Origin of the sequence: Escherichia fergusonii ATCC 35469, assembly GCF_000026225.1 — a bacterium.
In the GTDB taxonomy this organism is placed as follows: Bacteria; Pseudomonadota; Gammaproteobacteria; order Enterobacterales; family Enterobacteriaceae; genus Escherichia; species Escherichia fergusonii.
This window is the reverse complement of the sequence record NC_011740.1, coordinates 1,846,395-1,872,883: the sequence shown is the minus strand read 5'-3', so window position 1 is coordinate 1,872,883 and position 26,489 is coordinate 1,846,395. Positions and strand designations below refer to the sequence as shown.

Below are 26,489 nucleotides of genomic sequence, written 5' to 3'. Positions count from 1 at the left end.
TTTCAGGAAGAGGTTAACGTGTTCGCTGAATTCGGAGTTCTGAATTACTGGACTTATCTGGTTGGGGCAATTTTTATTGTATTAGTGCCGGGGCCTAACACGCTGTTTGTATTAAAAAATAGTGTCGGCAGTGGTATCAAAGGTGGCTATCTCGCTGCGTGTGGTGTATTTATTGGCGATGCGATATTAATGTTCCTGGCGTATGCGGGCGTCGCAACACTCATTAAAACCACACCGTTATTATTTAATATCGTTCGTTATTTGGGCGCATTTTATCTGCTCTGGCTGGGAGCAAAAATTCTCTATGCCACCCTTAAAGCAAAAGGCGGAGAAACAGCCAGCGAAGATGTGCATTTTAGCGCTATTTTTAAACGTGCATTAGTTCTCAGCCTGACCAATCCGAAAGCGATCCTTTTTTATGTGTCGTTCTTTGTGCAGTTTATTGATGTCAATGCGCCACATACCGGGCTGTCATTCTTTATTCTGGCAACGACGCTGGAAGTGGTTAGCTTCTGCTATCTGAGCTTCCTGATTATTTCCGGTGCCTTCGTTACACAGTATATTCGCACGAAGAAGAAACTGGCGAAGGTAGGAAACTCGCTGATTGGCTTAATTTTCGTCGGATTTGCCGCCCGCCTGGCAACCTTGCAGTCGTAATTCTCATCTCCGTTAGAAAAGGATGGCGGTTGTTCCGTCATCCATCATTCGTAAAACAAATAAATTATTTAAGTGATATTCATCACAGATATTGTTTTTTCAACCTTGTGCTATTCTTGTTTACGGCGACTAACCCGCTAATGGATAACAACAAGTGAGGAAATTATGGGCATTCTGTCATGGATTATTTTTGGTTTGATTGCTGGTATCCTGGCGAAATGGATCATGCCAGGTAAAGATGGTGGTGGCTTCTTTATGACCATCATTTTGGGGATTGTAGGTGCTGTTGTTGGTGGTTGGATTAGTACTTTCTTTGGCTACGGGAAAGTTGATGGCTTTAACTTCGGCAGCTTCGTGGTCGCCGTAATTGGCGCGATAGTTGTGCTGTTGATTTACAGGAAAATCAAAAGCTAACAGAAACGAAAAAAGGCTACCAGGTGTAGCCTTTTTCAGAAAACAGGGATGATCACCACCAACCCAGTTCAGTACCCAGGACGACGATCATCGCGACGCCCATCATAATAATCGTTGTTTTTTTCACCTTTACGCTCCCGGAGTTGCATAGCCGCCAATAAAAAACCACGCCAGAAATACAATAGCCGTGATGAATATGACAACGGGGAACATTATACCAATTCTCATGGTTCCACCTGAAGAGATACTGAGGACGCGTCAGGATAGCAGGGCTTCGTGAACGACAAAAGGAGTTTTCGCCCGCTGTTTTTTATCTTCATACATAACACGATCAGCCGCATTCAGTGCTGAATCTATATCTGTTATGGATGGATCAACTTCCAACACCCCCATACTGGCGCCAGGATAATAAAACGCGGCATCGGGAAGATAGTACTCACCGCGAATCTGTTGCTGAATGCGCATTTTCATCTGTTGACGTAGATTCAGTGAGTCATCATTTTTAATTTCAGCCAGGCAGGCGAGCAAAAACTCATCGCCACCAAGACGTCCGAGGATATCGTATTTATCGGGAATCGCCTTCAGACGTTCACCGATCTCAATTAAAAATCGGTCACCTGTACTATGACCAAAGCGATCATTTATTTTTTTGAAATTATCCAGATCGATGTAAGCCAGCAACACGTTGCGACCAAGTTTTTGTGCCAGTGTAAACAGTGTTGGTAAATGCTCAAAAATCGCCCGACGATTGGGTAAACCCGTTAGTGCATCCGTACAGGATTGCTGAACCAGTGCGGTATTAGCTTCACGCAGTTGCGTGACCAGCGATTCTTTCTGAATGTACTGTGCGATTAAACCGGCAAACAATTGTAAGACCTGCTCAGCGCGTTCACTCCAGGGCTTTTTCTCACTACTGGCGGCACATAAAGTACCGTAAAAAGAGCCATCTGGAAGATGTATTGGCGTGCTGAGAAAAGTGGTGATACCCAAAGTCGTTGCGGCGATACAATCCTTCCAGCGAACATTAACTTCATCGCTGTAAAAGCAGTTCTCATCAATCGCACGTTTACACAGTGAGTTATCCCACATTACAGAGTAATCCTCCGGGATACACATCTGCTGGCTATTATGGGCAAACAGAATATGCTGCAAGCGGGCATCAACATCGACTTTTGTCAGATACGTTGACTCCATATCGGTAACCATTTCAAGCATCTCAAGAAGCTGGCGGACTAGGCTTTCAAGTGATTGTTCTGAGGCTAATGATTGCGATACACGAGCGAGGATTTTATCCGACACGATTCTCTCCAGAGGGTGCCAAAGATTGTGCTGAAAATTTCAGCTTTGCTGACATGATAAAACATAAGCAACAAATATAATACCTGGCAAAATATTCATAAGGTAATTATATCTGGACGTTATGCTGAAAATTGATAGTGCTAAGAATCAGGCCGCGATACCCTGACAATCAAAAATCAGGAAGAGGAATTACCCATGAAATTAGCATCACTGGTATTGCCATGTGCATTACTACTATCTGCCTGCTCAACCGCGAATCAGCCTGAAGCACCAAAACCCCCCGTTGTTGGCATAGCGAATCCTGCATCGGTTTATTGTGATGAGAAAGGTGGTACACGGATTATCGTCAAAGAAGCCGCAGGGGAACGGGCAGACTGCAAGTTGCCCACAGGTGAAATTCTGGATGAATGGGATTTATGGCGTCGGGACCATCAGTCATCAGTAAACGAATGACTGATGACCGACCGAAAATTACAGAGTACGTAACCATTGAGCCAGCACAATCGCATGATTCTGCTGGCTATTTTTGGCGGAGTAGAGCAAGGTTAACGTTTGCTGGCGAGCGATTTTGGCCAGTCGTTCGCCTTCGTCTTTATGGCTAGCCAGTTCTTCCCGGTAAAGTTCACTAAAATGAGCGAAATCGATCTGTTCGGCGTGAAATAATTTGCGTAGCTCCGTGGATGGCGAGACGGTTTTATCCCACTCATCTAAAGCCAGATCCGTCTTTTTGATTCCACGAGGCCAAAGTCTGTCTACCAGCACCCGATAACCGTCGCTTTCTGATTTTGGGTCATAGACACGTTTGCACTGAATATTCATTTGTCACTCCTGATACCTTTTTACGGCAGACTAAACTATAGCAATGGCGAATGTTCACGATGCCTGGATTTCCTTGTCACGCCCGGCATACAGACCAAAAATAGCCATAATGGTTGAAAGCGCAGCGACAGCGATCAACGGGATATGCCAGTCGCCACTGCTGTCATGAATTTTACCCATTAGCGGCGGCCCACAAGCGGCTAACAGATAACCAACGGATTGCGCCATTCCCGAGAGTGCCGCCGCCTGATGTGCTGAACTGGCACGCAGGCCGATAAATGTCAGGCCGAGGATCATGGTTGCGCCGGAGCCAAAGCCAAAAAGAATCGTCCAGAAGATAGCTTGCCCAGGGATAAACCACAGGCCAGCGGCGGCAACGGCACACATTAACGAGACTATAACCGCCACGCCGCGTTGATCCTTTACATGGTGAAGAAAAAGCGGGATCAGAAAACCTGGTGCTGCGGTTGCCAGCTGTAACAAACCATGGATTGAACCAGCCTGTGCCTCACTGAATCCTTGACTGAGTAAAATTGCCGGAAGCCAGCCAATAATAACGTAATAGATGAGTGAGTTAATGCCGAGAAAAAGTGTAACCTGCCAGGCAAGTGGAGAACGCCATATCCCACGTGGTTGCAGTGCCGGGGAATTTCCCAGCGAGGCGTTGTTCTGACTTTTCCATTGCGGCAGCCAGACGATAAAGGCCATTAACGGAAAAAACATCAGCATCAGCAATGCGCCACGCCAGCCAAAACCATGCAGTGCCAGCGGAACCACCAGTGTAGATCCTATTGCCGCTGCTGCGCCCATAGTGAGCGAATAAGCGCCTGTCAATTTGGCAACATACCCGGAAAAATCACGTTTAATCAGGCCAGGTAAGAGCACATTCCCCAGTGCAATTCCACAGCCAATAATGGCTGTGCCACAAAACAACAATGCCGCAGAGGGTAATGAACGAATAGCAATACCTGCGCAGATAAGCAGCAAGGCGGCAAACAGACTTCGCTCCATACCCCAGCGACGTGCTATCGATGCGGCAAGTGGAGACACCAGGGCAAATGCCAATAAAGGCAGGGTAGTCAACAGGCCGGTCTGGGCAGTTGTAAGACCGTAATCTGCACGAATCGCCTCCAGTAAAGGCGCTGCGCCAGTAAACGTTACGCGAAGAGTTGTGGCGATCATCAGCATTCCGGCAATCAAAAGAAAACCGTTTTTGCCACGTTGTATTGATGAAGAGGACATCGTCTTCCCATGAAATCAGTTGAGACATACCTTAACTACGGCAGTGGCTGACCTGCTGCGAGTTTTCGGAGGTATGACATAATTGGTTTGATTTGGCTAATCGAATGCTACTGTTTTCCGACAATAAGCGAGACCAGTCCTGCAGCAATCAACGGGCCAACGGGAACACCACGAAACAGTGCTACGCCAAGAACCGTACCCACAAGCAGACCGGCGACCAGTTGTGGCTGGCTGCCCATAAGAGTGACGCCACGACCGCCCAGCCAGGAAACAATCACCCCAACCGCAATTGCGACCAGTGATTTCCAGTTAAAAAATGAGTGAATTAACGTTGAGGGGGGCAGTGAGCCACTGGCGATAGGTGCCATTACGCCAATGGTCAGAATAATTATCCCAATCGTCAGGCCTTGTTTTTCGATCCACGGAAAGAAGGTACTCAGAGGCGTTACGCGAACGATAATCAGAACCAGAATTGAAACTGCGACAGTGGTGTTATGGCTAACAAAGCCAAGGGCAGCTAATCCCAACAGGATCAGCAGGGTGACATCAAACATCGTGGTTTCCTTGCCAAAATAATAAGCCTGCTTACTTTACAACTGTTGGCAGGCTTATTCAGATTTTTTTATCTTTTGTCCGTTTTTTGGTGGATGATGTGTGGTGAAAATATAACCATGACGAGCAAGTTGTCATCAAAGTGCCATCAATCAGCGCTATGAATATTCAGTGAGCTGTTCTCATTGTCATCACGGGGTGACACCATGAATGATCAAATGTTTGTTGAGACACTGATAATCACATCATCCTTTTTTGTCATTGCAGCAATTATTGTGCTTTCGGTGCTGATTCTTGAACGGGGAAGTTGAGGTCAGACTGCTGCACCTTACGAAAGGTAATCAGTTCTGGTTGCGCGATCCGTAGATAGTCAGCGGTGTTGAGAATGACCGATTTTGTCAGAACGCCTGCATTGAAAGCGATTTCGTCAAAACGTTCGAAGAGCAACGGATCGGCAACCAGCTTAAGCTCCGGGTGAAAACTGAAAGGCGGAATTGCGCCAAAAACACATCCGGTCAGCGCATCTACTTCCGCCGGGCTGGCAAGAGAAGCCCGTAGGCCACCGATATGTTTCGCAAGCTGGTCGAGGTCAGCTTGCTGGTCAGCGGCCAGAATCGCCAGCACATGTTGCTTAACACCGTTACCTTTTACTTTGCATACCAGTGCCTTTGCGCCCTGACCAAGGGCAGTGCCGCGAATTTCTGAAACTGCTTCGCATTTACCCACTGCTTCATGGCTGACCACGCGGTATTGCGCGTCTTTTTGTGTCAGCAAGGCAATCAACCGTTGGTGAGTCGCCATGCCTTTTACAACTTCAGTCATCGATAACTCCCGATTTTCCTACAAAAACAACCATCAAGGGTATCACGAAGACATGTGATGTTGATGTTTGTTGATATAGAGTTGTGCATCGGAAGCTTTATAAGCATCATTAAGCGTATCGCCTGGTTTCATCCTGTAATAGCCAGAAGAAAAGCGGAAATCTTTATCCGGCGCAATGCTATGCATTTTTTTCGCAATACGGTCAGCGAGGCCAGAGGCGGTCTCTTCGGTGGAATCGATCAAGATCACGCAAAATTCATCACCACCGAGGCGAATTGCATAATCACTCTTACGCACCGAGCTTTTTATTGCCTTTGCCAGCAGAGAAATAGCCAGATCCCCTTCATGATGACCCAACGTGTCATTAATCACTTTCAGGTTGTCTAAATCCAGCGAGATAAAAAATACGGCTTTTCCCGTTTCAGCTAATCGTTGCAAACGCTGCTCAAGGGATGAGGTCAGAATTTTGCGGTTATACAATCCCGTCATCGCATCGCTGATATTTTCACGCGTAACATTGAAGTAGAGACGAAAATGCATGCGTACCATATTTAGCAGCAGGGCAGTCGCCACTAAATAGAAAGCAAAGGCTTTCCAGGAAGAAGCAAAGAAATAGAGGATATCCAGCGATAAAGTGATGCGCATACCGCCAGGTAAATCCTGGACGTATTTAACGTAGGAAAAGAGATTGCTTTCACTTTTGTGAACGACAATATCCTGGCCAGAATCCAAATCACTCAGTGTGACATTGAGATATTGCCACGCCAGTGGGCGGTTTCTTGTATAGAAAATGTTATAAAGATTTTCGTTGTCAATATCGACCAGCACCATACCTTTCAACTGCCCGGCACGATAAACCGGGGTTAAAAAACTCATGATATTTTTCCCGGTAAGATTATCCTTATAAATACTGGAAAGCACCGTTCTGCCGGTAAAGACATTGTCGAGTATTTTATGGTCGATCCCCATGGTGCCCCGATGTAAAAAGGACCAGTTGTTCATGATGAAATTTTCGGAGTCGATCTGCTCGTAAAAATAGACATAACGATTACTGAGATCGAGGTAATAGTGAAACTTCTCTTCAGTGAGACCTAAGCCTTTACCATAATCATCCTGATGGCGATTTGCTTTTACGGCCTGGTCAAAAGCAGGCAGCAAGGAAATATCCTCGGCCAGATCATTACAATCTGCGGAAGTCGATTGCAGTGTACCGTGCAAACCTGGGTAGGTATGACGCACAAGGTTCATACCGTAAATGCCGTTCATGCTTTCCCAGGAACGGCAAATATCCTGTTTTTGTTCATCACTAATGGGTTCTCTGGGCGTAGCAAAGGCCCGCATCAGGTGCGCGGCTATGCTCTGGTTCTGATATTTATCATACAAAAAAGACGAATCAGCTCGCTGCACAATGTAGTGCAGATAGGCGGTCATTGCCCGGTCGCTGGCAATGAGTTCGTAAATAAGGAAGGAAGAAGTCAGTATAATGACACTTGCGGCGATAAAATGCCGGAGCATTCTATGGTGCAATTTCATGATATTTAGCACTCCTCCTGTCAGGGAAATGAGAAAATCAGATGAAATACGCGAAGCGAACGGCGCAAAGGCGGGTAATTATACTCAGCGCGCGGCCAAGAAACAGGGAAATTTAGAGTTAGTTTGATAAAAAATGTATCAACAACCACGTCGTTATGACGTGGTTGTGAATAAATTCTCATTTATATCCGATGAATAATCACCTGATTGCCACCATTATGTTTGGCATTAGAAAGGGCGGCATCACTGGCTGTCATAATTTGCGAGACAGTGAGATTTTGGCATTCGGTATAGACAGCACCGATACTGATAGTCATTTGCTGAGGTATATCGTAAATATTGCCAGCGGCACTAAGAAATTCCACATTTTTTCGTATACGTTCAGCAATGATTTTTGCCTGTGCATGATTCAGGTCGGTGAAGATCAAGCCAAATACTTCGCCTTCTAATCGTGCAAAGATATCATCCGGCCGGACGCTCTGCTGGATAATGTCAACGACCGATACCAGCACTTTATCGCCAACCTGATGTCCCCATTGATTATTGATTTTTTTAAACTGATCAATGTCAATCATCATGATGCAAATTACGGGCAGTTGATGGCTGTTTAATAATCTATCGAGTTTATTAAAAAAATAACGACGGTTATAAATATTTGTTAATACATCATTAATCGCTAATTTACTGGATAATTGCAGTTCCTGAAAAATATTGTAAATCAGGAATGAAACAACAAAAAGTTTACTCGATACTTCTATACCACGGCTTATATACCAAATGGTGTAGTTATATTCATCCAGGGTTAATAATAAGAGGTTACAACAAAGTGATGCAAGGCATAATAGGGCAATGCATGGCCAAACATCCGAAGTCAAACCAGTACGTGCTACGATAAAAAAAAGTAAAAATGCCCACAGGCATACTAAAATTTTGGTGTAATTAATTCCCCATGTCGCTGTATGGTTATTTGGGCAATAATCCACCACGTATAAAGCGTAATCGGGATTATAACTACTCAGATTGTGTGCTATAAAAGGGAAGACTAAAAATGGCACCATCGCTACCAGCAGAATGTAAAATTTTCTTTTATTATTAATTAGTGCTTGAGTTTTTTGATCTGAGCAAATGAGCGCTAATCCCACCAGAAAGATAAAGCTTAACTGACGGAAAACATAAAAAATAGACACATCATTCGATTTGGTTTGAATGAGTGTGCTTTCATTGATTGGGTTTTGAATAACTACAATAGTTTCAATAAGATAGATTAATCCACTTAAAAATGCCAGGCTTAAGATAAGCGTGGGAAGAATATCCTTATTGGTAAAATACTTCATCAACATGAAAAGGAAAATGATGGTGTTAAGAAACAATAATGCCACTACAACCATCAGGTAATTCATTTGGGGAATGAGTTTTACATTTGTATTTTCATTGTATAACGTGGTAATGCAAAAAAGGATGAGTGTCAATAACAACGTGAATATAAAAAAGCTTTGCGCTTTAATTTTTTGTGTGCCCATAAATACCATTAATAAGGGGGACTGTGAGGATTGGATTTTATTGATGCATCAAATTTGCAGTTTTGACGAAGATCAATTTTTCTTACTGCTATTTTAATAAATAAAATATAGCGCGAGAAAACCAGAGAGTATATGAAGTTTTTTCCGAATGATTGTTTTAACAATCAATTGTAAAGATAACGAAATTTATAATATCAGTATGTCATGATTTGTCTTTATAATAACGTATGAATTTACATAAAAGCTAATGATTCAGCCAGCGATCAATTGCTGGCTGAAATTAGTCATTAATCTTTAACAGTAGCGTTTTGCTTATGAAACAATTCGCGGAATACCGGATAAATATCGTCCTGATCGCGAATATGCTGCATTGCAAAGTTTTCGAAAGTTGATTGTAAATGCTCATATTCTCGCCATAACGTTTGATGAGCACGTCGGGTTATTTCGATATAGCTGTAATATCGCACAACGGGGAGTAGTTTTTTCGCCAGAATTTCATGGCAAAGTGGCGAGTCATCTGCCCAGTTGTCACCATCTGAGGCTTGTGCTGCATAAATATTCCATTGCGCCGGGTCATAACGCGCCTGGACGACTTCATCCATCAGCTTCAATGCGCTGGAAACGATAGTACCGCCGGTTTCTTGCGAGTAGAAAAACTCATGCTCATCAACTTCCTTCGCCTGAGTATGGTGACGTATATACACCACTTCCACGTTTTTATAGGTACGGCTTAAAAACAGATATAGCAGGATATAGAAGCGCTTAGCCATATCTTTGGTGGATTGGTCCATCGATCCTGAAACGTCCATCAGGCAGAACATGACTGCCTGACTGGAAGGGTCAGGGCGCTTCTCGTAGTTTTTGTAACGAAGATCGAAAGTATCGATAAATGGTACGCGAGAGATTTTCTCCCGCAGTTCAGCAATTTCTTTACGCAACCGCTCTTCTTCCAGAAGCTGAGCGGGTTCACTGTTGCTAATGATTTGCAGTGTTTCTTCCAAAGCATGTAGCTCACGTCGTTTACCTGCGGTCATAGCGGTACGACGTGCCAGTGAGTTCTGCAACGAGCGCACAACACTTATATTCGCCGGAACACCGTTAGCGGTATATCCTGCGCGATGCGTTTTATACTCTGTTAACTGTCGTTGCTGGTTACGCTTGAGATTAGGTAAGGCCAAATCTTCAAAGAGCAGATCAAGATATTCATCTTTCGAGATCTGAAAAACAAACTCATCCTGACCTTCACCGTCCTGACTGGCCTGGCCCTGACCGCTTCCTGAACCACCACCACCGCCCTGAGGACGTTCGATACGGTCGCTCTGTACAAAATGGTCGTTTCCTGGATGCACACGATGGCGTAAACCACCACGCCCCTGATGAAACATCGGTTCGCTAATGTCTTCCGTCGGAATAGAAACGGACTCGCCGCTATCTACGTCGGTAACCGAACGCTTATTAATGGCCTCGGAGATCGACTGTTTAATTTGCGCTTTGTAACGGCGTAAGAAGCGCTGGCGATTCACCATGCTCTTATTTTTGCCGTTAAGACGCCGGTCAATAAACCAGGTCATATGCCCCCCGTACTGCATTTGCCAACTTTATGCTACGCCTGTGTTGCCGCTTCTCTGGCCCACGGTTCGCTGTCGTTGTAGGCCCGGTAGCATGCGTACCGGGCCATGGTTGTTAAGACGATTTACGTACGCGCAAATACCATTCGCACAGTAAACGTACCTGTTTACGGGTGTAGCCTTTCTCCATCATACGGTCGACAAAATCGTCGTGTTTTTTCTGCTCATCTGTCGAGGTTTTGGCGTTAAACGAAATCACCGGCAGCAGCTCCTCGGTATTGGAGAACATTTTTTTCTCAATAACCGTGCGCAGTTTTTCGTAACTGGTCCAGTTTGGATTCCGTCCGCTATTATTCGCTCTGGCGCGCAGTACAAAGTTGACGATCTCGTTGCGGAAATCCTTCGGATTGCTGATCCCCGCCGGTTTTTCGATTTTCTCCAGCTCAGCGTTGAGAGATTCGCGGTCAAACAACTGCCCGGTATCCGGGTCGCGATACTCCTGATCCTGAATCCAGAAATCTGCATAAGTGACATAACGGTCAAAAATGTTCTGTCCATATTCAGAATAGGATTCAAGATACGCAGTCTGAATCTCTTTACCGATAAACTCGGCATATTTCGGAATCAGATAACCTTTCAGGAACTCCAGATAGCGTTCTGCCTGCTCCTGGGGGAACTGCTCGCGTTCTATCTGTTGTTCCAGTACGTAGAACAGATGAACAGGGTTTGCCGCCACTTCCACATGGTCAAAGTTAAACACCCTGGAGAGGATCTTAAACGCGAAACGCGTGGACAGACCGTTCATCCCTTCATCAACGCCTGCGTAATCACGATATTCCTGATACGACTTGGCTTTGGGATCAGTGTCTTTCAGACTTTCGCCATCATAAACCCGCATCTTTGAATAAATACTGGAGTTTTCTGGCTCTTTCAGGCGCGAAAGAATCGAAAAGCGTGATAGTGTTTCGAGTGTGCCAGGCGCACACGGGGCGTGAGTCAGTTCACTATGATTAAGCAATTTCTCGTAGATTTTGATCTCTTCGGAAATACGCAAGCAATACGGTACTTTCACGATATAAACGCGGTCGAGGAAAGCTTCGTTGTTCTTGTTATTACGGAAAGTGACCCATTCGGATTCGTTCGAGTGGGCAAGAATAATCCCGTTAAACGGCAGGGCGGAGATACCTTCCGTCCCGTTGTAGTTACCTTCCTGAGTGGCGGTTAACAGTGGATGCAGCACTTTAATCGGTGCTTTAAACATCTCGACAAATTCCATAATCCCCTGGTTGGCGCGACACAGTGCACCGGAATAGCCGTAGGCGTCTGGATCGTTCTGCGCATAGTGTTCGAGTTTACGAATATCGACTTTGCCCACTAACGCTGAAATATCCTGGTTGTTCTCATCGCCAGGTTCAGTTTTAGCGATGGCGATTTGCTGCAGGATGGACGGCCAGACTTTTACCACCCGGAATTTAGTGATGTCGCCGCCAAATTCATGCAGCCGTTTAGCTGCCCACGGCGACATAATAGTGCCAAGGTAGCGACGCGGAATACCGTACTCTTTTTCAAGAATCTGCGCATCTTCCTGTGGATTAAACAGACAGAACGGATGATCGTTCACCGGGCTTCGTTCACCGTTGGCGCTCAATACATAAATAGGCACGCGTTGCATTAATGATTTCAGTCGTTCAGCAAGTGACGACTTACCCCCACCCACAGGCCCCAGCAGATACAGGATTTGTTTCTTCTCTTCCAGCCCCTGAGCCGCGTGTTTCAGATAAGAGACAATCTGTTCAATCGCGTCTTCCATGCCGTAAAACTCTTCAAAGGCCGGATAACGTGCGATGACCCGGTTAGAGAAGAGCCGAGAAAGTCTGGGTTCCTGGGCCGTATCGACCATGACTGGCTCACCAATAGCCATCAGTAGCCGCTCTGCCGCATTGGCATATGCACTGCGATCTTGCCGGCAAATGGTAAGAAACTCCTGCAGTGTGAACTCTTCGTCCTTGGCAGCTTCATAACGCTGGCGATAGTGATCGAATATATTCATGGTATGCCGTCCTTTCGTTTTTTAGCACAGGTTAAGAGCCGTTCATATGAATAGTAGAGGCTCCCGGAAGAGGTAAACTGAACGACGTCTGATGCTAATCAACAGCAACTCTCGTGCCACTTTCATGACGAAGAGAATAACGTGCTCCTGGATACGCCTTCTAAAATTAAGCGTAGATGGCAATTAAGAAAATTGCCTGTACTTGCAAATGCGTTTCAATGGCATAGGCGCGATTCAAGCGTAAAAAATGCATAACTAACATTCAGAAAAATGGTGTTGATCACATTATTGACATTCTGCTGTCATGTTCGCGTTATCACTGTCAGGGAAATTAGACAGTTACCTTGTTAAAGGAATACGCAAAATAGTTGGGTTTAAACATATTGCCGGGTAAACTTTGCCGCCCGTAAACATTGGTTTAAGGAATAATAGATTGTGACCAAACTCAAACTTCTGGCACTTGGTGTGCTGATCGCAACGTCCGCTGGTGTGGCGCAGGCTGAAAGCAACTTCTCTCTGGGCGCTGGGGTAGGTGTGGTTGAGCACCCATATAAAGATTATGACACTGACGTGTACCCGGTTCCGGTCATTAACTACGAAGGCGATAACTTCTGGTTTCGTGGTTTAGGTGGTGGTTACTACCTGTGGAATGACGCGACGGATAAACTCTCGGTAACTGCTTACTGGTCTCCGCTCTATTTCAAAGCGAAAGACAGTGGTGATCACCAAATGCGTCGTCTGGAAGATCGTAAGAGCACCATGATGGCAGGTCTCTCTTATGCCCACTTCACCCAGTATGGTTACCTGCGTACTACCATTGCCGGTGACACTCTGGATAACAGCAATGGACTGGTCTGGGATCTTGCCTGGCTTTATCGTTACACCAACGGTGGCCTGACCCTGACGCCGGGTATCGGTGTTCAGTGGAACAGCGAAAACCAGAACGAATACTACTACGGTGTTTCGCGCAAAGAGTCTGCCCGCAGTGGTCTGCGCGGCTATAACCCGAACGATAGCTGGAGCCCGTACCTCGAACTGAGCGCCAACTACAATTTCACTGGTGACTGGAGCGTTTACGGTTCAGCACGTTACACTCGCCTGTCTGACGAAGTCACCGACAGCCCGATGGTGGATAAATCCTGGACTGGTCTGATTTCTGCCGGGATCACGTACAAATTCTGATTGTGCTCCTCCAAAGCGCATTTTATGCATAAAAACAGGGCGTCATGCCCTGTTTTGCATTACGGTGGTGCATAAACAAGGAGGATGTGATGCAAAAGAAATCGATTCTTTTTAGTGGTGGAGCATCTTTGCCAGCAATGGGTCAGGGAACCTGGTATATGGGCGAGGATGCAGGCAAGCGCAAAGAGGAAGTCGCTGCACTGCGTGCGGGCATTGAGCTGGGGTTAACGCTGATTGATACCGCAGAAATGTATGCTGACGGCGGTGCCGAAAAGGTGGTTGGCGAAGCGCTGACGGGTCTGCGTGATAACGTATTCCTCGTTTCTAAAGTTTATCCGTGGAATGCGGGTGGCAAAAAAGCCATTGCAGCTTGTGAAAATAGTCTGCATCGTCTGAATACCGAATATCTTGATCTTTATTTGCTGCACTGGTCAGGCAGTTTCACATTTGAAGAAACTGTGGATGCAATGGAAACGCTTATCGCGCAAGGGAAAATCTGTCGTTGGGGTGTTTCTAATCTCGATTATGCTGATATGCAGGCGTTGTGGCAGACCACAGGGGGTAAGCAATGCGCCACTAACCAGGTGCTTTATCATCTCGGTTCACGCGGGATCGAATATGATCTCCTTCCATGGTGCCAGCAGCAACATATGCCAGTAATGGCGTACAGTCCATTAGCACAAGCCGGACGGCTACGAAATGGCTTGTTTAATCACCCCGTGGTTATTGATATTGCCCACAGGCATAGCGCCACGGCGGCGCAAATTTTACTGGCATGGGTGATCAGCCACCAGGGCGTGATGGCTATTCCGAAAGCGGCAACGGTAGACCACGTTAAACAGAATGCTGCGGCACTGGATTTGACACTTTCCAGTGAAGAATTAACGTTATTAGATAAAGCTTTTCCAGCACCGCAAGGCAAAACGGCACTGGATATGGTGTGACTGGAGATAAGATATGCCTGAGCCCAGTAAAGATGCTCAGGCATTTTTTTACCCTTCGAAGAACCAGTAACCGCTATTTACCAGTGCTGCCAGCATAGCAAGGAAAGAGGGATCTTCCAGCGCATCGCCGAAGTTATCGGCTGTCAGGACAATATGACTGGCCAGAGCATCCAGTGCCTGGCGATGTGGAGTGTCAATTTTCTCGCCATTGGCAAAGACATCATCGCCAATACGTAATACCCGCAGACCACCAAGACGGACTAATGACTCGCCCTGGGAAAGCGCATCGTAAATCTCATCGGGTTGGTAAGGCGGTTCCGGCGGTGCAACATCCAACTCATGACGTGACTGAGAAATAAACTCACCAAACCACTGGGAGAAATGCTCCGGCTGATTGATGAGATCAAGCATCATTCCGCGCAGTTTATCCATCTCCTGAGGCAGGATATCGGCAGGGTGGCTACGGGAAGGCAGATCAGGATCACTGTAGTAATTACCGCCAAGATCACGTTGCAGTACATAATCAGCAAAACCGCTAATTAGCTCACGGGTATTTGGCGCACGAAAACCAACAGAGTAGTTCATGGCGTTTTCCAGCGCATAGCCTTCATGCGGAAATCCTGGTGGAATGTACAGGATATCGCCTGGTTCCAGTTCTTCATCAATAATCGCTTCGAATGGTTCCACCTGCAGCAGGTCAGGGTGTGGGCAATGTTGCTTCATCGGCAGTTTTTCGCCAACACGCCAACGACGACGCCCCGTGCCCTGAATGATAAACACATCATATTGATCGAGATGGGGGCCAACACCGCCGCCAGGCACCGAAAAGGAGATCATGAGATCGTCAATACGCCAGTCCGGTAGCTCGCGGAAGGGCCGCATCAGCGCGGCTGTAGGCTCATGCCAGTGGTTGACGGCTTGTACCAGCAGTGACCAGTTGGTTTCACCCAAATGATCATAGCTTTCAAAAGGACCGTGACTGACTTGCCATTTGCCATCGAGATTATTTACAAGACGGCTATCGACTTCACTTTCCATCGCCAGCCCAGCCAGTTCGTCCGGGGAGATAGGATCGATGAAGTTATTAAAGCCGCGTTTTATCACCACCGGGCGCTTTTGCCAGTGATGTTGCAGAAAATCGGGCCAGTTGAGGGTTAATTGGTATTCCATAATGAGCATCCACAGACTGATATCTGTCAGCGATTATAACGGATGCTTAACCTTATTAGGGCAATCTGCTCATATTTATTACATGCAGGTTAATCATTTTTCTGACCTGCTTGCTGACGTCCAAAAATGACCTCCATTCTGGCACCGCCAGGTAGGCTTTCTCCGGCTATGATTTGCCCATCATACTGTTCGGTGATCTCGCGTGCCACAGCCAGTCCAACCCCCTGACCAGGACGAAGGGTATCGACTCGTTGCCCGCGATCAAACACCATTTCTCGTTTCTCAGGTGGGATACCAGGGCCATCATCTTCCACAATGATATGCAACGCATCATCAGTCAGGCGGGCGGAAATCTCAACAAACTCAAGACAATATTTGCAGGCGTTATCGAGCACATTTCCCATGACTTCGACAAAATCATTTTTCTCGCCCACAAAACTGATTTCTGGGGAAATATCGACAGTTATTGTCACCCCTTTACGCTGATAAACCTTATTTAATGCACAAATGAGATTATCCAACAGCGGCGCGACAGGATGTAGCTCCCGGCTGAGTAATCCGCCGCCGCGCATATTCGCTCGGTGTAAATAATAACCAATTTGCTGCGAAATACGGCTGATTTGTTCCAGCATTATGGGTTCAGCATCATTGACGGTCATTTTTCCGTTACGCAGAGAGCGCAAGGTGCTTTGTAAAACAGCGAGAGGCGTTTTCAGGCTATGGGTAAGGTCTGTGAGCGTGGTGCGGTATTTGTCATAACGTTCACGTTCGCTTTTTAACAGGCGGTTAAGATTGCGCACCAGACTGGTGAGCTCACGGGTGGTATCGGGATTGAGCATTTCGCGGTGATGCTCTTCCAGTTCATGCACCTCACGGGCCAGCGCTTCAATTGGACGCAAACTCCACCATGCGGCGACCCAAAGAAGAGGAATTACCAGTAACAGGTTTGCTATCAACACATAGACAAACCAGCTCCACACCATATAAGAACGTTTAAGTTCTACGGGAACAGTGTCCACCACCACAATCGTCAACTGCGGCATTTGCGCGGTTGCCGGATACACATTTACCGCCACCGAATGCGTCATTTCGGCGTCACTATCATCTTCCCGTACTTCATTAAGCTGCTCCTGAACGCTGTGATCTTTAGTCAGTAAACTGCTGGTGGAATTAACATCCGTTTCGATTTCATGAAAACCGTTTGTTTTTAACCACTCCGGTCGAATCTGTTTAATTAACCACGGTACATTGCGTTGCGCCCAAAGCAATTTGCCATTTTCATCATAAATGATCGACATCGTTGGACTTTGCCGGTCAATATTCTCCGGCAACTCAACATGCAACTGGTTGTCGTCCCATTTGGCAAGCGTATAGAAAAGATTACTTTCACCGCGCAACAGGCGGAAGGTCGTTTTATCGAAACTGACGCTATAGCCAATAAGTGCCACCATGCCATAAGCCAGTGAAAGCACCAGAACAACCGCTGCCGTTGCCAGCAAAAAACGCAGCCGTAACGACAGGGGAAAAATATGACGCAATAGTTTTTTCATCAGTGAAGTTCGAATAAATATCCCTGACCACGCACAGTGGTAATGACCTCATCCGGATACTGGGCCTGAATTTTTTTACGTAGTCGCCCCATTAATACATCAATAGTGTGGCTTTCACGTAATTCTGCATCCGGGTAGAGTTGCAACATTAATGAGTCTTTACTCACCACTTTGCCATTATTACGAATCAACGTTTCCATAATGGTGTATTCAAAAGCGGTAAGTTTAATGATCTCATTATTGATTGATAATTCCCGGCGGGAGAGATCAACCTGGAATGGTGGCAAGGAGATTACCTGAGAGGCAAGACCACTATTACGGCGCAGTAATGCCTGCATACGGGCAATCACCTCTTCAATATGAAACGGTTTGGTGACGTAATCATCTGCCCCGGCACTCAACACTTCCACTTTATCCTGCCAGCCTTCACGGGCGGTTAATACCAGAACAGGCAGTGAAATATCATTACTACGCCAGCGACGAATCAATGAAAGACCATCTTCATCGGGAAGACCAAGATCGATAATTGCGATATCTGGTTCATGCTCATTAAGGAAATAATCAGCCTCTTTAGCATCCTCCGCATCGTCGACCTGATGTCCGGCATCCTGAAGCTGTACTTTCAGGTGATGACGCAACAATGGATTATCTTCGACAACCAACACACGCATTTTTATTTCTCCCTGTCTTAATTATGAAATTAGTGTAACGCGATTATGTGTTTGTGGGGGTAAACATTCAATAAACCAGCGGGAAGGGAGGTAAAGTGAAAAAATAAAAAATGGATTTTTAATAAGCAGGCCGGACAGCATCGCCATCCGGCACTGATTTAAGGCTTATTTCAGTTCATCAACCATGGTGATGGCGCGACCAATATAGTTAGCCGGCGTCATCGCTTTCAGGCGTGCTTTTTCTTCTTCCGGCAACGCCAGACCGTCGATAAATTGCTTCATGCCTTCGGCGTCAACGCGCTTACCGCGAGTCAGCTCTTTCAACTTCTCGTACGGTTTTTCGATGCCATAGCGACGCATAACTGTCTGGATTGGCTCAGCCAGCACTTCCCAGTTGTGATCCAGCTCATCCAGCAGATGGTCACGGTTCACTTCCAGTTTGCTCACGCCTTTCAGGGTGGATTGATACGCAATCAGCGCATAACCGATACCCACGCCGAGGTTACGCAGCACGGTAGAGTCGGTCAGGTCACGCTGCCAGCGGGAAACCGGCAGTTTGCTTGCCAGGTGCTGCAATACCGCGTTGGAAAGCCCCAGATTACCTTCGGAGTTTTCGAAGTCGATCGGGTTAACTTTATGCGGCATGGTAGAAGAACCAATCTCACCAGCAATGGTTTTCTGTTTGAAGTGGTTAAGGGCGATATAACCCCAGACGTCACGGTCAAAGTCGATCAGAATAGTGTTGAAGCGCGCAACGCAATCAAACAGTTCGGCAATGTAGTCGTGCGGTTCGATCTGGGTAGTGTACGGGTTCCACTGAATACCCAGCGAGGTGACGAACTCTTCGCTGAACTGATGCCAGTCAACTTCCGGGTAAGCCGCGATGTGGGCATTATAGTTGCCGACAGCGCCGTTGATTTTGCCGAGGATCTCCACCTGATTAAGCTGGCGGTACTGACGTTCCATGCGGTAGGCAACGTTTGCCATCTCTTTACCGATGGTTGACGGCGTGGCTGGCTGACCGTGGGTACGGGACAGAAGCGGGATATCGCGATACTGAACGGCGAGATCTTTAATGCCATCAATCAGTTGACGCCAGTATGGCAGGATCACTTCATCACGCGCGGTTTTCAGCATCAACGCGTGGGAGAGGTTATTGATATCTTCCGAAGTACAGGCAAAGTGGATGAATTCAGAAACTGCGTGCAGTTCCGGGATATCCGCCACTTTTTCTTTCAGGAAATACTCAACCGCTTTAACGTCGTGGTTAGTTGTACGCTCGATGGTTTTGATGCGTGCTGCATCCTCTTCGCTGAAACTGGCGACAATTGCATCAAGGTAACCGATTGCGTCGGCAGCAAAAGCAGGAACTTCCTTGATCGCTGCGTGCGCGGCCAGTTTTTGCAGCCAACGTACTTCAACTTGTACACGGAATTTCAGCAAACCATATTCGCTGAAAATCCCGCGCAGCGCGCTGACTTTATCGCCGTAGCGTCCATCGACAGGGGAAACGGCGGTCAGTGAGGATAATTCCATAGATCACAACTCCGGGGTTAAATGAGCAAGAATTTGTTTTGCCTGAGTGGTCAGGCGATTACGAGAAAACATCAGTTGCAGACGTCCGCCGCCGACCTGGTGCCAGAGCACGGCGGCGCGAATGCCTGCCAGCAGGGTGGCGCGGACTTTCGCCTGCACCTGTGGGCTTTGCAGTACAGCAGGAGATCCGGTGACCTGAATGCGCGGGCCTAGCGGGCTAATCACATCAACATAAATAGCGGCCATCGCGCTCATCAGCGTTTCGGACTGTAGATCGAAGTGTTCGAGCTGACGTTGCAGGCCGTTGATGCGGTTGCCCAGAGTGTCGAGCGCACCTTTCGCTGAGGAGAGTTTGCGCTCAAGCACCATCAGGCTGAGTGTGTAGCGGGTTAACTCCGCGTTTAAGCCCTGGCGACTGCTGGCATTGAGCACGCCGAGCAAGGTCTCCAGCCCGACGCGCAGGTTAGCTTCGCTGCCGCCAAAAACCGCCAGCGTGGAGCTGGGGTTCATATCGATAATACTGTTGAGTGAGACGTGTAGCGCATCGGCATCACAATGCCCCTGGTGAGCGAGTTGTTGCACCAGGCGTGCCGACTGACAAATTCCGGCCAGGGCGAGGGTGATGTCATAGTAATTCTTTGCCACGTTCACTGCTTCCTTGTTTTAAGTAAAGAAAATAATCAGACCGGCAGCGGCAGACGCTGCTCAATAATACCGCCACCGAGGCACACTTCACCGTTATAGAAGACGGCAGACTGTCCCGGCGTCACGGCGGCAACCGGCTCATCAAAAATCACTTCAATGCGATCATCGTCCAGCGCCTTGACGGTGCAAGGGATGTCTGTCTGGCGATAGCGGGTTTTTACCGTGCAACGCATAGTGCCGGTGAAGGGTTCGCGATCGACCCAGTGCAGCTGCTGGGCAATCAGACCGACAGACATCAGACGCGGGTGTTCATGGCCCTGCGCAACAATCAGAATGTTGTTTTCGACGTCTTTATCGACCACATACCACGGTTCTTCGGTGCCTTCTTTGGTGCCACCGATACCCAGACCTTTACGCTGACCGAGTGTGTGATACATCAGCCCCTGGTGCTCGCCGATTTCATCGCCATCGACGGTAATGATTTTGCCCGGTTGCGCCGGGAGATAACGGCCCAGGAACTCGCGGAATTTACGCTCGCCGATAAAACAGATACCGGTAGAATCTTTTTTCTTCGCGGTGACCAGACCGAGATCTTCAGCAATCTTACGCACCTGCGGTTTTTCCAGTTCGCCGACCGGGAACAGGCTTTGCGCAATCTGCTCATGGCTGAGCGTATAAAGGAAGTAGCTCTGGTCTTTATTGCTGTCCAGACCACGCAGCAGGCGGCTCTTGCCATCGACATCTGCCCGACGTACGTAATGGCCGGTAGCGATATAATCGGCACCTAAATCTTCGGCGGCAAATTCGAGGAAGGCTTTAAATTTGATCTCTTTGTTGCACAGAATATCGGGGTTCGGCGTGCGACCGGCTTTATATTCGGCAAGGAACAGTTCAAAGACGTTGTCCCAGTACTCGGCAGCAAAGTTGACGGTGTGCAGTTCAATGCCGAGCTTGTCGCAGACAGCCTGGGCATCAGCCAGATCCGCTGCCGCCGTGCAATATTCCTCACCGTCGTCTTCTTCCCAGTTCTTCATAAACAGGCCTTCGACCTGATATCCCTGTTGTTGCAACAGCCAGGCAGAAACGGAGGAATCGACACCGCCGGACATGCCGACGATTACTTTTTTTGCGGTTTCAGACATTGGATCACTCACGACATTGAACTTCAAGGCGGCGTATTCTATCACGCAGCCTTTTAGATGACACCCTTTGTAAAAGGCCAGTTAAAATCGCCAATCATCTCCAGTGGATAGCGTTGCCCACTTTGATAACAACGAATACTTTCCGCCACCAGCGGCGAACGAAGATTTGAGGCCTGTAAAATTTCTTCGGCGCTGACCCAACGGCAGCAGTCGATATCGCTGTCATGAGGCTGCGTCGGGCATATTTGCTCAAGCTCAATGGCAAACAGGAAACGCAAAAACGGCGTTTTATCAGGCGCAATCCACTGATGCATACGAATAAAGTGTTGCGGCTGCGCGCTAATGCCAGTTTCTTCCCACAGCTCACGGGCGGCGGCTTCCACTAAGGTTTCATCGGCTTCCAGGTGCCCGGCAGGTTGGTTCCATAACGCTTTACCATTAATCGTCTCTTCAACGACTAAAAATTTGCCTTCTGCGTGCACCACGCAAGCAACGGTAACGTGCGGTTTAAACATTTTGCATCCTTAATCTGTCACGTCTCGCCATTCGCCATTGGCAAGATTATCCAAAGAGTAATCACCCATCGCATAGCGAATCAGTCGCAGCGTGGGGAAACCAACATGGGCGGTCATGCGGCGCACCTGGCGATTACGTCCTTCATATAAGGTGATCTTAAGCCAGCTGGTGGGAATACTTTTTCGTTCACGAATTGGCGGATTACGGGGCCATAACCATTCCGGCTCCTCAACCATCTCCGCACCTGCGGGCAGGGTAGGGCCATCATTTAAGGTTACGCCATTGCGCAACGCTTCAAGGGCGTCTTCCGTGGGAATACCTTCTACCTGTACATAATAGATTTTCCCGGTACGTTTACCCGGCTGGGTTAAACGCGCCTGCAAAGCGCCGTTATTGGTCAGCACCAGTAACCCTTCGCTGTCGCGGTCGAGACGACCTGCCGCATACACCCCCTGAATCGGGATGAATTCTTTTAATGTTTTGCGTCCGGCTTCATCGGTGAACTGCGGAAGAACATCGTAGGGTTTATTGAACAGGATCACACGCGTGGGCTGGTTTTCAGGTTTTCGCCTGGTAGAACGTTGCGAGCTGAATCGCTTAACCTGGTGATTTCTAAAAGAAGTTTTTTGCATGGTATTTTCAGAGATTATGAATTGCCGCATTATAGCCTAATAACGCGCATCTTTCATGACGGCAAACAATAGGGTAGTATTGACAAGCCAATTACAAATCATTAACAAAAAATTGCTCTAACGCATCCGTATCGCAGGACGCAAACGCATATGCAACGTGGTGGCAGACGAGCAAACCAGTAGCGCTCGAAGGAGAGGTGAATGGAAAGTAAAGTAGTTGTTCCGGCACAAGGCAAGAAGATCACCCTGCAAAACGGCAAACTCAACGTTCCTGAAAATCCGATTATCCCTTACATTGAAGGTGATGGAATCGGTGTAGATGTAACCCCAGCCATGCTGAAAGTGGTCGACGCTGCAGTCGAGAAAGCCTATAAAGGCGAGCGTAAAATCTCCTGGATGGAAATTTACACCGGTGAAAAATCCACACAGGTTTATGGTCAGGATGTCTGGCTGCCTGCTGAAACCCTTGATCTGATTCGTGAATATCGCGTTGCCATTAAAGGCCCGCTGACCACTCCGGTTGGTGGCGGTATTCGTTCTCTCAACGTTGCCCTGCGCCAGGAACTGGATCTCTACATCTGCCTGCGTCCGGTACGTTACTATCAGGGCACCCCAAGCCCGGTTAAACACCCTGAACTGACCGATATGGTTATCTTCCGTGAAAACTCGGAAGACATTTATGCGGGTATCGAATGGAAAGCAGACTCTGCCGACGCCGAGAAAGTAATTAAATTCCTGCGTGAAGAGATGGGCGTGAAGAAAATTCGCTTCCCGGAACATTGCGGTATTGGTATTAAGCCGTGTTCTGAAGAAGGCACCAAACGTCTGGTTCGTGCCGCGATCGAATACGCAATTGCTAACGATCGTGACTCTGTGACCCTGGTGCACAAAGGCAACATCATGAAGTTCACCGAAGGCGCGTTTAAAGACTGGGGCTACCAACTGGCGCGTGAAGAGTTTGGCGGTGAACTGATCGACGGCGGCCCGTGGCTGAAAGTCAAAAACCCGAACACCGGCAAAGAGATCGTCATTAAAGACGTGATTGCTGACGCATTCCTGCAACAGATCCTGCTGCGTCCGGCTGAATACGACGTTATCGCCTGTATGAACCTCAACGGTGACTACATTTCTGATGCTCTGGCAGCGCAGGTTGGCGGTATCGGTATCGCCCCAGGCGCAAACATCGGTGACGAATGCGCGCTGTTTGAAGCCACCCACGGTACTGCGCCGAAGTATGCTGGTCAGGACAAAGTTAACCCAGGCTCTATCATCCTCTCCGCTGAGATGATGCTGCGCCATATGGGTTGGACTGAAGCAGCTGACCTGATTGTTAAAGGTATGGAAGGCGCAATCAATGCGAAGACCGTAACCTATGATTTCGAACGCCTGATGGAAGGCGCTAAGTTGCTGAAATGTTCAGAATTTGGTGATGCGATCATCAAGAACATGTAATCTCTACATGTGTTAAATATTGAAACGGGCGTATAACACGCCCGTTGTTTTATGATGATGTAAAATTTTCCCCCAAACTTTCCCCAAAACCCTTCCCCAAAACTGGCTATTTTCTATGCTGTTTTGATATCTACGATAACCCAGTCTTTACCACGATCATCATTGTATCGGTCGGTCATTTCTCTGGATTTATGACCTGGTAACTTTTGCGTATCCAGACCCTGTTCCCGATATAACCGTTCTGACAGAGATCGCTGCTCATGAAATGTGGGCGCAGTTCCTTGCTCCCATTTTATGCCACATTTTTCCCTGGCCTTTTTAAAAGCCGTTGTCAGAGTATTTGCAGAAACCTGGTCTCCTCTGTTTGCTTGAGAGGTAGTGTGACGGTAATGGACCAGATATTTACTAACAACAGCATCCCTGCACTGAGATATAACTTCACGAAGGGTAATATTCAGAGCATCGCATTTCAGGTTAAGCGGAATAGCAAGTTTTGAACCGGTTTTTTCCTGAGTAATGTGCAACATGTCGTCCCAGATATCAGAGAATTTCAAATTGCAGATATCGCCTAAACGTTGTCCAGTAACAAGAGCAAGTAGCATCCCGCATTTTAAATAGGGCTGCCGTCTGCTTACGCTGTCAAATATTGCCTGCCATTCGGGCAGTGATAATCTTTGGCGGTTTACTCGATTTCGCGGTTGTTTTGTCGCGTTCTCTGCGGACGTTGAAAGAATTCAAAAAATACGTTGTTAACACATGGTAAGGTATGGGCTATTCCGGTGGCGATCCAGAGGTTTTTGTAATGCGACAAATCGATTTTTACATGGTAGATGCTTTTGCTACTTCCACATTTGAAGGTAATGCCGCAGCTGTTTGTCCTCTCACAGAATGGTTGCCCGATGAGACATTACTGAAAATGTCTAAACAGCATAACCAATCAGAAACCGCTTATTTTGTCCCGACTGAAAAAGGTTTTGAGCTGCGCTGGTTCACCACTCAGGCGGAAATCAATCTGTGCGGACATGCAACATTGGCCGCTGCTCACGTCATCTTTGAACATCTGAACCATCCGGGCGAGACTATCCAGTTTGATACCCGGTTTGTTGGTCCATTGACGGTGACACGCAACGGTGAATGGCTGACGCTTGATTTTCCTGCCTGGAAAACTGAACCCGTCACACCACCGTCATTACTGCTGGAAGCGTTAGGTATTACAGAATACATAGAAGTGCGCGTGGCGCGTGATTACATGGTGGTGCTGGAGAATCAACAGCAGGTTGAAGCAGTACGACCGAATATTAATGCCATGCTGCCTCTGGGAAAAATGGTTTGTATCACCGCTCCGGGGGAAGGGGAATACGATTTTGTCAGCCGTTTCTTCTGTCCGGGTGAAGCCGTAGTGGAAGACCCCGTCACAGGTTCAGCGCACAGTATGCTCATTCCGTACTGGGCGGAAAAACTTAATAAGACACAAATGATGGCGTATCAGGGCGCCGAGCGCGGCGGGGATTTACGCTGCCAGCAAGTCGGGGAACGTGTCCACATCGGCGGGCAGGCAACAACGTACCTGGCGGGTAAAATACTGTTGCGCTAGAACATACGGGATGTTGTTCGAAAGTCAGGTCTGCTGTTTGATCATGGCAGACCTGATGGTGGGGCTGGCAGTTCGCTCCGTGTCAGGAGCGGATGTTGCTTTTCAACTTTTATTGTCCTAAAAGTTAATGATCCAATGTAATAGTTGAGCGGATTTGCGTTTGAATTCAGGACTAAAATTTCTTCTTTTCATTTGTGCACCTGGATTGTTCTGAGGTCGCATATCACCTCTGTTCAGGTGGGCAAATTCAGTAAATTACTACAGTTTGTCCCCTCTGTGCCAGGAACGGAATTTGGGAATACAACTGTGCTTAAATACCATAATGTTACAAACTTTATTAAAGATTATTCTTTTCACAAGCTTTCACGAAAGTTGGTCGGCTCTGGGTTCTAACTATATAGCAGTTAGTTTCTGTGTTAACGTCTAATCCGCACAGTTTTGCCCATTGCAACGTGTGTGAGAGAAAAATGTCAGCTAGAGTAAAATTATTTCCCGCGATCCAAGTATGAGCCGTGTTGAAGTGAATTTGGTTGATAACCTTGGCTGCTTCTTCTCTAAGATAATTCATTAAGTTTGTGGAGCGTTGATTTTCTGGAGTGAATGTGATGTGTTTGAGCAACCCCCATACCGGAGCTTCTAAATCGGTGAGGGTGAAGCTTAACCAGGAATTAACAGAGGCTTTTTCAACCAAGTTTGCGGGGTAAAGAGTGACATTTTGATGTTTTTCACACAGGTAGGTACATATGGCTAAAGTCTCACTTATTGAAACTTCTTCGTCTATCAAAAAAGGAACTTTCCCAAAAGGGTGTGGTGATTTCACTTTAGAATCTGGATTAAAAAGATCAACTCTTACGGTATCGTAAGATATTCCAATTTCTTCAAGTGCCCAAAGTACTCTGAGAGATCTACTTTTAGGGTAAGTATAAATCTTTATTTCAATACTCCTTTATTTACCAACTTGTATAAAGAAACGATTAGT

At 47.2% G+C, this 26,489-nt stretch carries 28 protein-coding genes and 1 pseudogene; 8 read left to right on the top strand and 21 right to left on the bottom strand.

The features are described 5' to 3' along the window. Nucleotides 1-18 precede the first annotated feature (18 nt). Together leuE and EFER_RS09135 are read left to right on the top strand one after the other, a co-directional pair. A complete protein-coding gene (gene leuE / locus EFER_RS09140; RefSeq protein WP_000457150.1) occupies nt 19-657 on the top strand; it encodes a leucine efflux protein LeuE in 639 nt (212 codons plus the stop codon). A 165-nt stretch (nt 658-822) separates the two neighbouring features. Then, nucleotides 823-1,071, top strand: a complete 249-nt coding sequence (locus EFER_RS09135; RefSeq protein ID WP_000512150.1) for a GlsB/YeaQ/YmgE family stress response membrane protein — start codon at nt 823-825, stop codon at nt 1,069-1,071. 52 nt (nt 1,072-1,123) lie between these two features. Here EFER_RS09135 and yoaJ read toward each other — a convergent pair whose 3' ends face one another. From yoaJ to EFER_RS09125, 3 genes are read right to left on the bottom strand one after another with little or no spacing between them, the layout of a single operon-like run. Then, nucleotides 1,124-1,198 carry a protein YoaJ gene (yoaJ, locus tag EFER_RS23725; RefSeq protein WP_072271652.1) on the bottom strand — a complete coding sequence of 25 codons (75 nt, stop codon included), beginning with the start codon at nt 1,196-1,198 and terminating at the stop codon, nt 1,124-1,126. Nucleotides 1,199-1,200: 2 nt separating this feature from the next. Next, the gene (locus EFER_RS09130; RefSeq protein WP_001219351.1) at nt 1,201-1,299 is read right to left on the bottom strand and encodes a YoaK family small membrane protein; all 99 of its coding nucleotides are present in this window, start codon (nt 1,297-1,299) and stop codon (nt 1,201-1,203) included. Nucleotides 1,300-1,329: 30 nt separating this feature from the next. Continuing rightward, a complete protein-coding gene (locus EFER_RS09125) occupies nt 1,330-2,370 on the bottom strand; it encodes a sensor domain-containing diguanylate cyclase (RefSeq protein ID WP_001280778.1) in 1,041 nt (346 codons plus the stop codon). A 195-nt stretch (nt 2,371-2,565) separates the two neighbouring features. On the opposite strand from EFER_RS09125, the gene EFER_RS09120 reads away from it, so the two are divergent. Further along, on the top strand, nt 2,566-2,823 hold the full coding sequence (locus EFER_RS09120) for a putative hemolysin (protein ID WP_000761968.1): 258 nt from the start codon (nt 2,566-2,568) through the stop codon (nt 2,821-2,823). A gap of 18 nt (nt 2,824-2,841) precedes the next feature. Here the strand turns inward: EFER_RS09120 and EFER_RS09115 are convergent, their stop codons facing one another. The 3 genes from EFER_RS09115 to EFER_RS09105 form a co-directional block, all read right to left on the bottom strand. Further along, entirely contained in the window at nt 2,842-3,189 is a 348-nt protein-coding gene (locus EFER_RS09115) for a DUF488 domain-containing protein (RefSeq protein WP_001025382.1), read from the bottom strand. A 54-nt stretch (nt 3,190-3,243) separates the two neighbouring features. Then, on the bottom strand, nt 3,244-4,431 hold the full coding sequence (locus tag EFER_RS09110; protein ID WP_000099315.1) for a CynX/NimT family MFS transporter: 1,188 nt from the start codon (nt 4,429-4,431) through the stop codon (nt 3,244-3,246). A 107-nt stretch (nt 4,432-4,538) separates the two neighbouring features. Continuing rightward, nucleotides 4,539-4,985, bottom strand: coding sequence for a DUF441 domain-containing protein (locus tag EFER_RS09105; protein WP_000460717.1), 447 nt, complete (start codon nt 4,983-4,985; stop codon nt 4,539-4,541). A 204-nt stretch (nt 4,986-5,189) separates the two neighbouring features. On the opposite strand from EFER_RS09105, the gene yoaI reads away from it, so the two are divergent. Continuing rightward, on the top strand, nt 5,190-5,294 hold the full coding sequence (gene yoaI / locus EFER_RS09100; RefSeq protein WP_032242820.1) for a small membrane protein YoaI: 105 nt from the start codon (nt 5,190-5,192) through the stop codon (nt 5,292-5,294). Here yoaI and EFER_RS09095 read toward each other — a convergent pair. The 5 genes from EFER_RS09095 to yeaG form a co-directional block, all read right to left on the bottom strand. Beyond that, entirely contained in the window at nt 5,254-5,805 is a 552-nt protein-coding gene (locus EFER_RS09095) for a YbaK/prolyl-tRNA synthetase associated domain-containing protein (RefSeq protein WP_000141321.1), read from the bottom strand. The genes yoaI and EFER_RS09095 overlap by 41 nt on opposite strands. A 42-nt stretch (nt 5,806-5,847) precedes the next feature. After that, nucleotides 5,848-7,338 (bottom strand): diguanylate cyclase DgcJ, encoded by a 1,491-nt coding sequence (dgcJ, locus tag EFER_RS09090; protein WP_024256461.1) that lies wholly within the window; start codon nt 7,336-7,338, stop codon nt 5,848-5,850. Nucleotides 7,339-7,520: 182 nt separating this feature from the next. Then, the gene (locus tag EFER_RS09085; RefSeq protein ID WP_015953457.1) at nt 7,521-8,867 is read right to left on the bottom strand and encodes a sensor domain-containing diguanylate cyclase; all 1,347 of its coding nucleotides are present in this window, start codon (nt 8,865-8,867) and stop codon (nt 7,521-7,523) included. Nucleotides 8,868-9,145: 278 nt separating this feature from the next. Then, nucleotides 9,146-10,429, bottom strand: a complete 1,284-nt coding sequence (locus EFER_RS09080) for a YeaH/YhbH family protein (protein WP_000219701.1) — start codon at nt 10,427-10,429, stop codon at nt 9,146-9,148. Between the two features lie 112 nt (nt 10,430-10,541). After that, nucleotides 10,542-12,476 (bottom strand): protein kinase YeaG, encoded by a 1,935-nt coding sequence (gene yeaG, locus EFER_RS09075; protein WP_001019857.1) that lies wholly within the window; start codon nt 12,474-12,476, stop codon nt 10,542-10,544. Nucleotides 12,477-12,911: 435 nt separating this feature from the next. On the opposite strand from yeaG, the gene mipA reads away from it, so the two are divergent. Together mipA and EFER_RS09065 are read left to right on the top strand one after the other, a co-directional pair. After that, nucleotides 12,912-13,658, top strand: a complete 747-nt coding sequence (gene mipA / locus EFER_RS09070) for a scaffolding protein MipA (protein WP_000163785.1) — start codon at nt 12,912-12,914, stop codon at nt 13,656-13,658. Between the two features lie 89 nt (nt 13,659-13,747). Then, nucleotides 13,748-14,602, top strand: a complete 855-nt coding sequence (locus EFER_RS09065) for an aldo/keto reductase (protein WP_001170128.1) — start codon at nt 13,748-13,750, stop codon at nt 14,600-14,602. A 48-nt stretch (nt 14,603-14,650) separates the two neighbouring features. On the opposite strand, the gene EFER_RS09060 is transcribed toward EFER_RS09065, so the two are convergent. The 8 genes from EFER_RS09060 to rluE all read right to left on the bottom strand — a co-directional run bounded on the left by EFER_RS09060 (nt 14,651) and on the right by rluE (nt 22,494). Then, entirely contained in the window at nt 14,651-15,772 is a 1,122-nt protein-coding gene (locus EFER_RS09060; RefSeq protein ID WP_002431504.1) for a ribosomal protein uL16 3-hydroxylase, read from the bottom strand. Between the two features lie 89 nt (nt 15,773-15,861). Beyond that, nucleotides 15,862-17,322, bottom strand: coding sequence for a two-component system sensor histidine kinase PhoQ (phoQ, locus tag EFER_RS09055; protein WP_000735365.1), 1,461 nt, complete (start codon nt 17,320-17,322; stop codon nt 15,862-15,864). Further along, nucleotides 17,322-17,993 (bottom strand): two-component system response regulator PhoP, encoded by a 672-nt coding sequence (phoP, locus tag EFER_RS09050; RefSeq protein ID WP_001265485.1) that lies wholly within the window; start codon nt 17,991-17,993, stop codon nt 17,322-17,324. Before phoP ends, phoQ begins: the two co-directional genes overlap by 1 nt. Before the next feature lie 165 nt (nt 17,994-18,158). Next, nucleotides 18,159-19,529 (bottom strand): adenylosuccinate lyase, encoded by a 1,371-nt coding sequence (gene purB, locus EFER_RS09045; protein ID WP_000423737.1) that lies wholly within the window; start codon nt 19,527-19,529, stop codon nt 18,159-18,161. Between the two features lie 3 nt (nt 19,530-19,532). Further along, nucleotides 19,533-20,174, bottom strand: coding sequence for a high frequency lysogenization protein HflD (hflD, locus tag EFER_RS09040; RefSeq protein ID WP_001297479.1), 642 nt, complete (start codon nt 20,172-20,174; stop codon nt 19,533-19,535). Between the two features lie 35 nt (nt 20,175-20,209). Then, nucleotides 20,210-21,316, bottom strand: a complete 1,107-nt coding sequence (gene mnmA / locus EFER_RS09035) for a tRNA 2-thiouridine(34) synthase MnmA (RefSeq protein ID WP_001353282.1) — start codon at nt 21,314-21,316, stop codon at nt 20,210-20,212. Nucleotides 21,317-21,369: 53 nt separating this feature from the next. Further along, entirely contained in the window at nt 21,370-21,831 is a 462-nt protein-coding gene (gene nudJ, locus EFER_RS09030; protein WP_000476093.1) for a phosphatase NudJ, read from the bottom strand. Between the two features lie 9 nt (nt 21,832-21,840). After that, nucleotides 21,841-22,494 carry a 23S rRNA pseudouridine(2457) synthase RluE gene (gene rluE / locus EFER_RS09025; RefSeq protein ID WP_001248684.1) on the bottom strand — a complete coding sequence of 218 codons (654 nt, stop codon included), beginning with the start codon at nt 22,492-22,494 and terminating at the stop codon, nt 21,841-21,843. Between the two features lie 171 nt (nt 22,495-22,665). On the opposite strand from rluE, the gene icd reads away from it, so the two are divergent. Further along, the gene (gene icd, locus EFER_RS09020; RefSeq protein WP_000444487.1) at nt 22,666-23,916 is read left to right on the top strand and encodes an NADP-dependent isocitrate dehydrogenase; all 1,251 of its coding nucleotides are present in this window, start codon (nt 22,666-22,668) and stop codon (nt 23,914-23,916) included. Nucleotides 23,917-24,029: 113 nt separating this feature from the next. Here the strand turns inward: icd and EFER_RS09015 are convergent. Continuing rightward, nucleotides 24,030-24,626 (bottom strand): annotated as a pseudogene (locus EFER_RS09015) (tyrosine-type recombinase/integrase); the annotation flags it as partial. A 92-nt stretch (nt 24,627-24,718) separates the two neighbouring features. Between EFER_RS09015 and EFER_RS09010 the strand changes: the two are divergent. Further along, nucleotides 24,719-25,510: a PhzF family phenazine biosynthesis protein gene (locus tag EFER_RS09010; protein WP_024256460.1), complete on the top strand. Its 792-nt coding sequence runs from the start codon at nt 24,719-24,721 to the stop codon at nt 25,508-25,510. A gap of 337 nt (nt 25,511-25,847) precedes the next feature. On the opposite strand, the gene EFER_RS09005 is transcribed toward EFER_RS09010, so the two are convergent. Continuing rightward, entirely contained in the window at nt 25,848-26,444 is a 597-nt protein-coding gene (locus EFER_RS09005; RefSeq protein ID WP_024256458.1) for a glutathione S-transferase family protein, read from the bottom strand. Nucleotides 26,445-26,489: the final 45 nt, after the last annotated feature.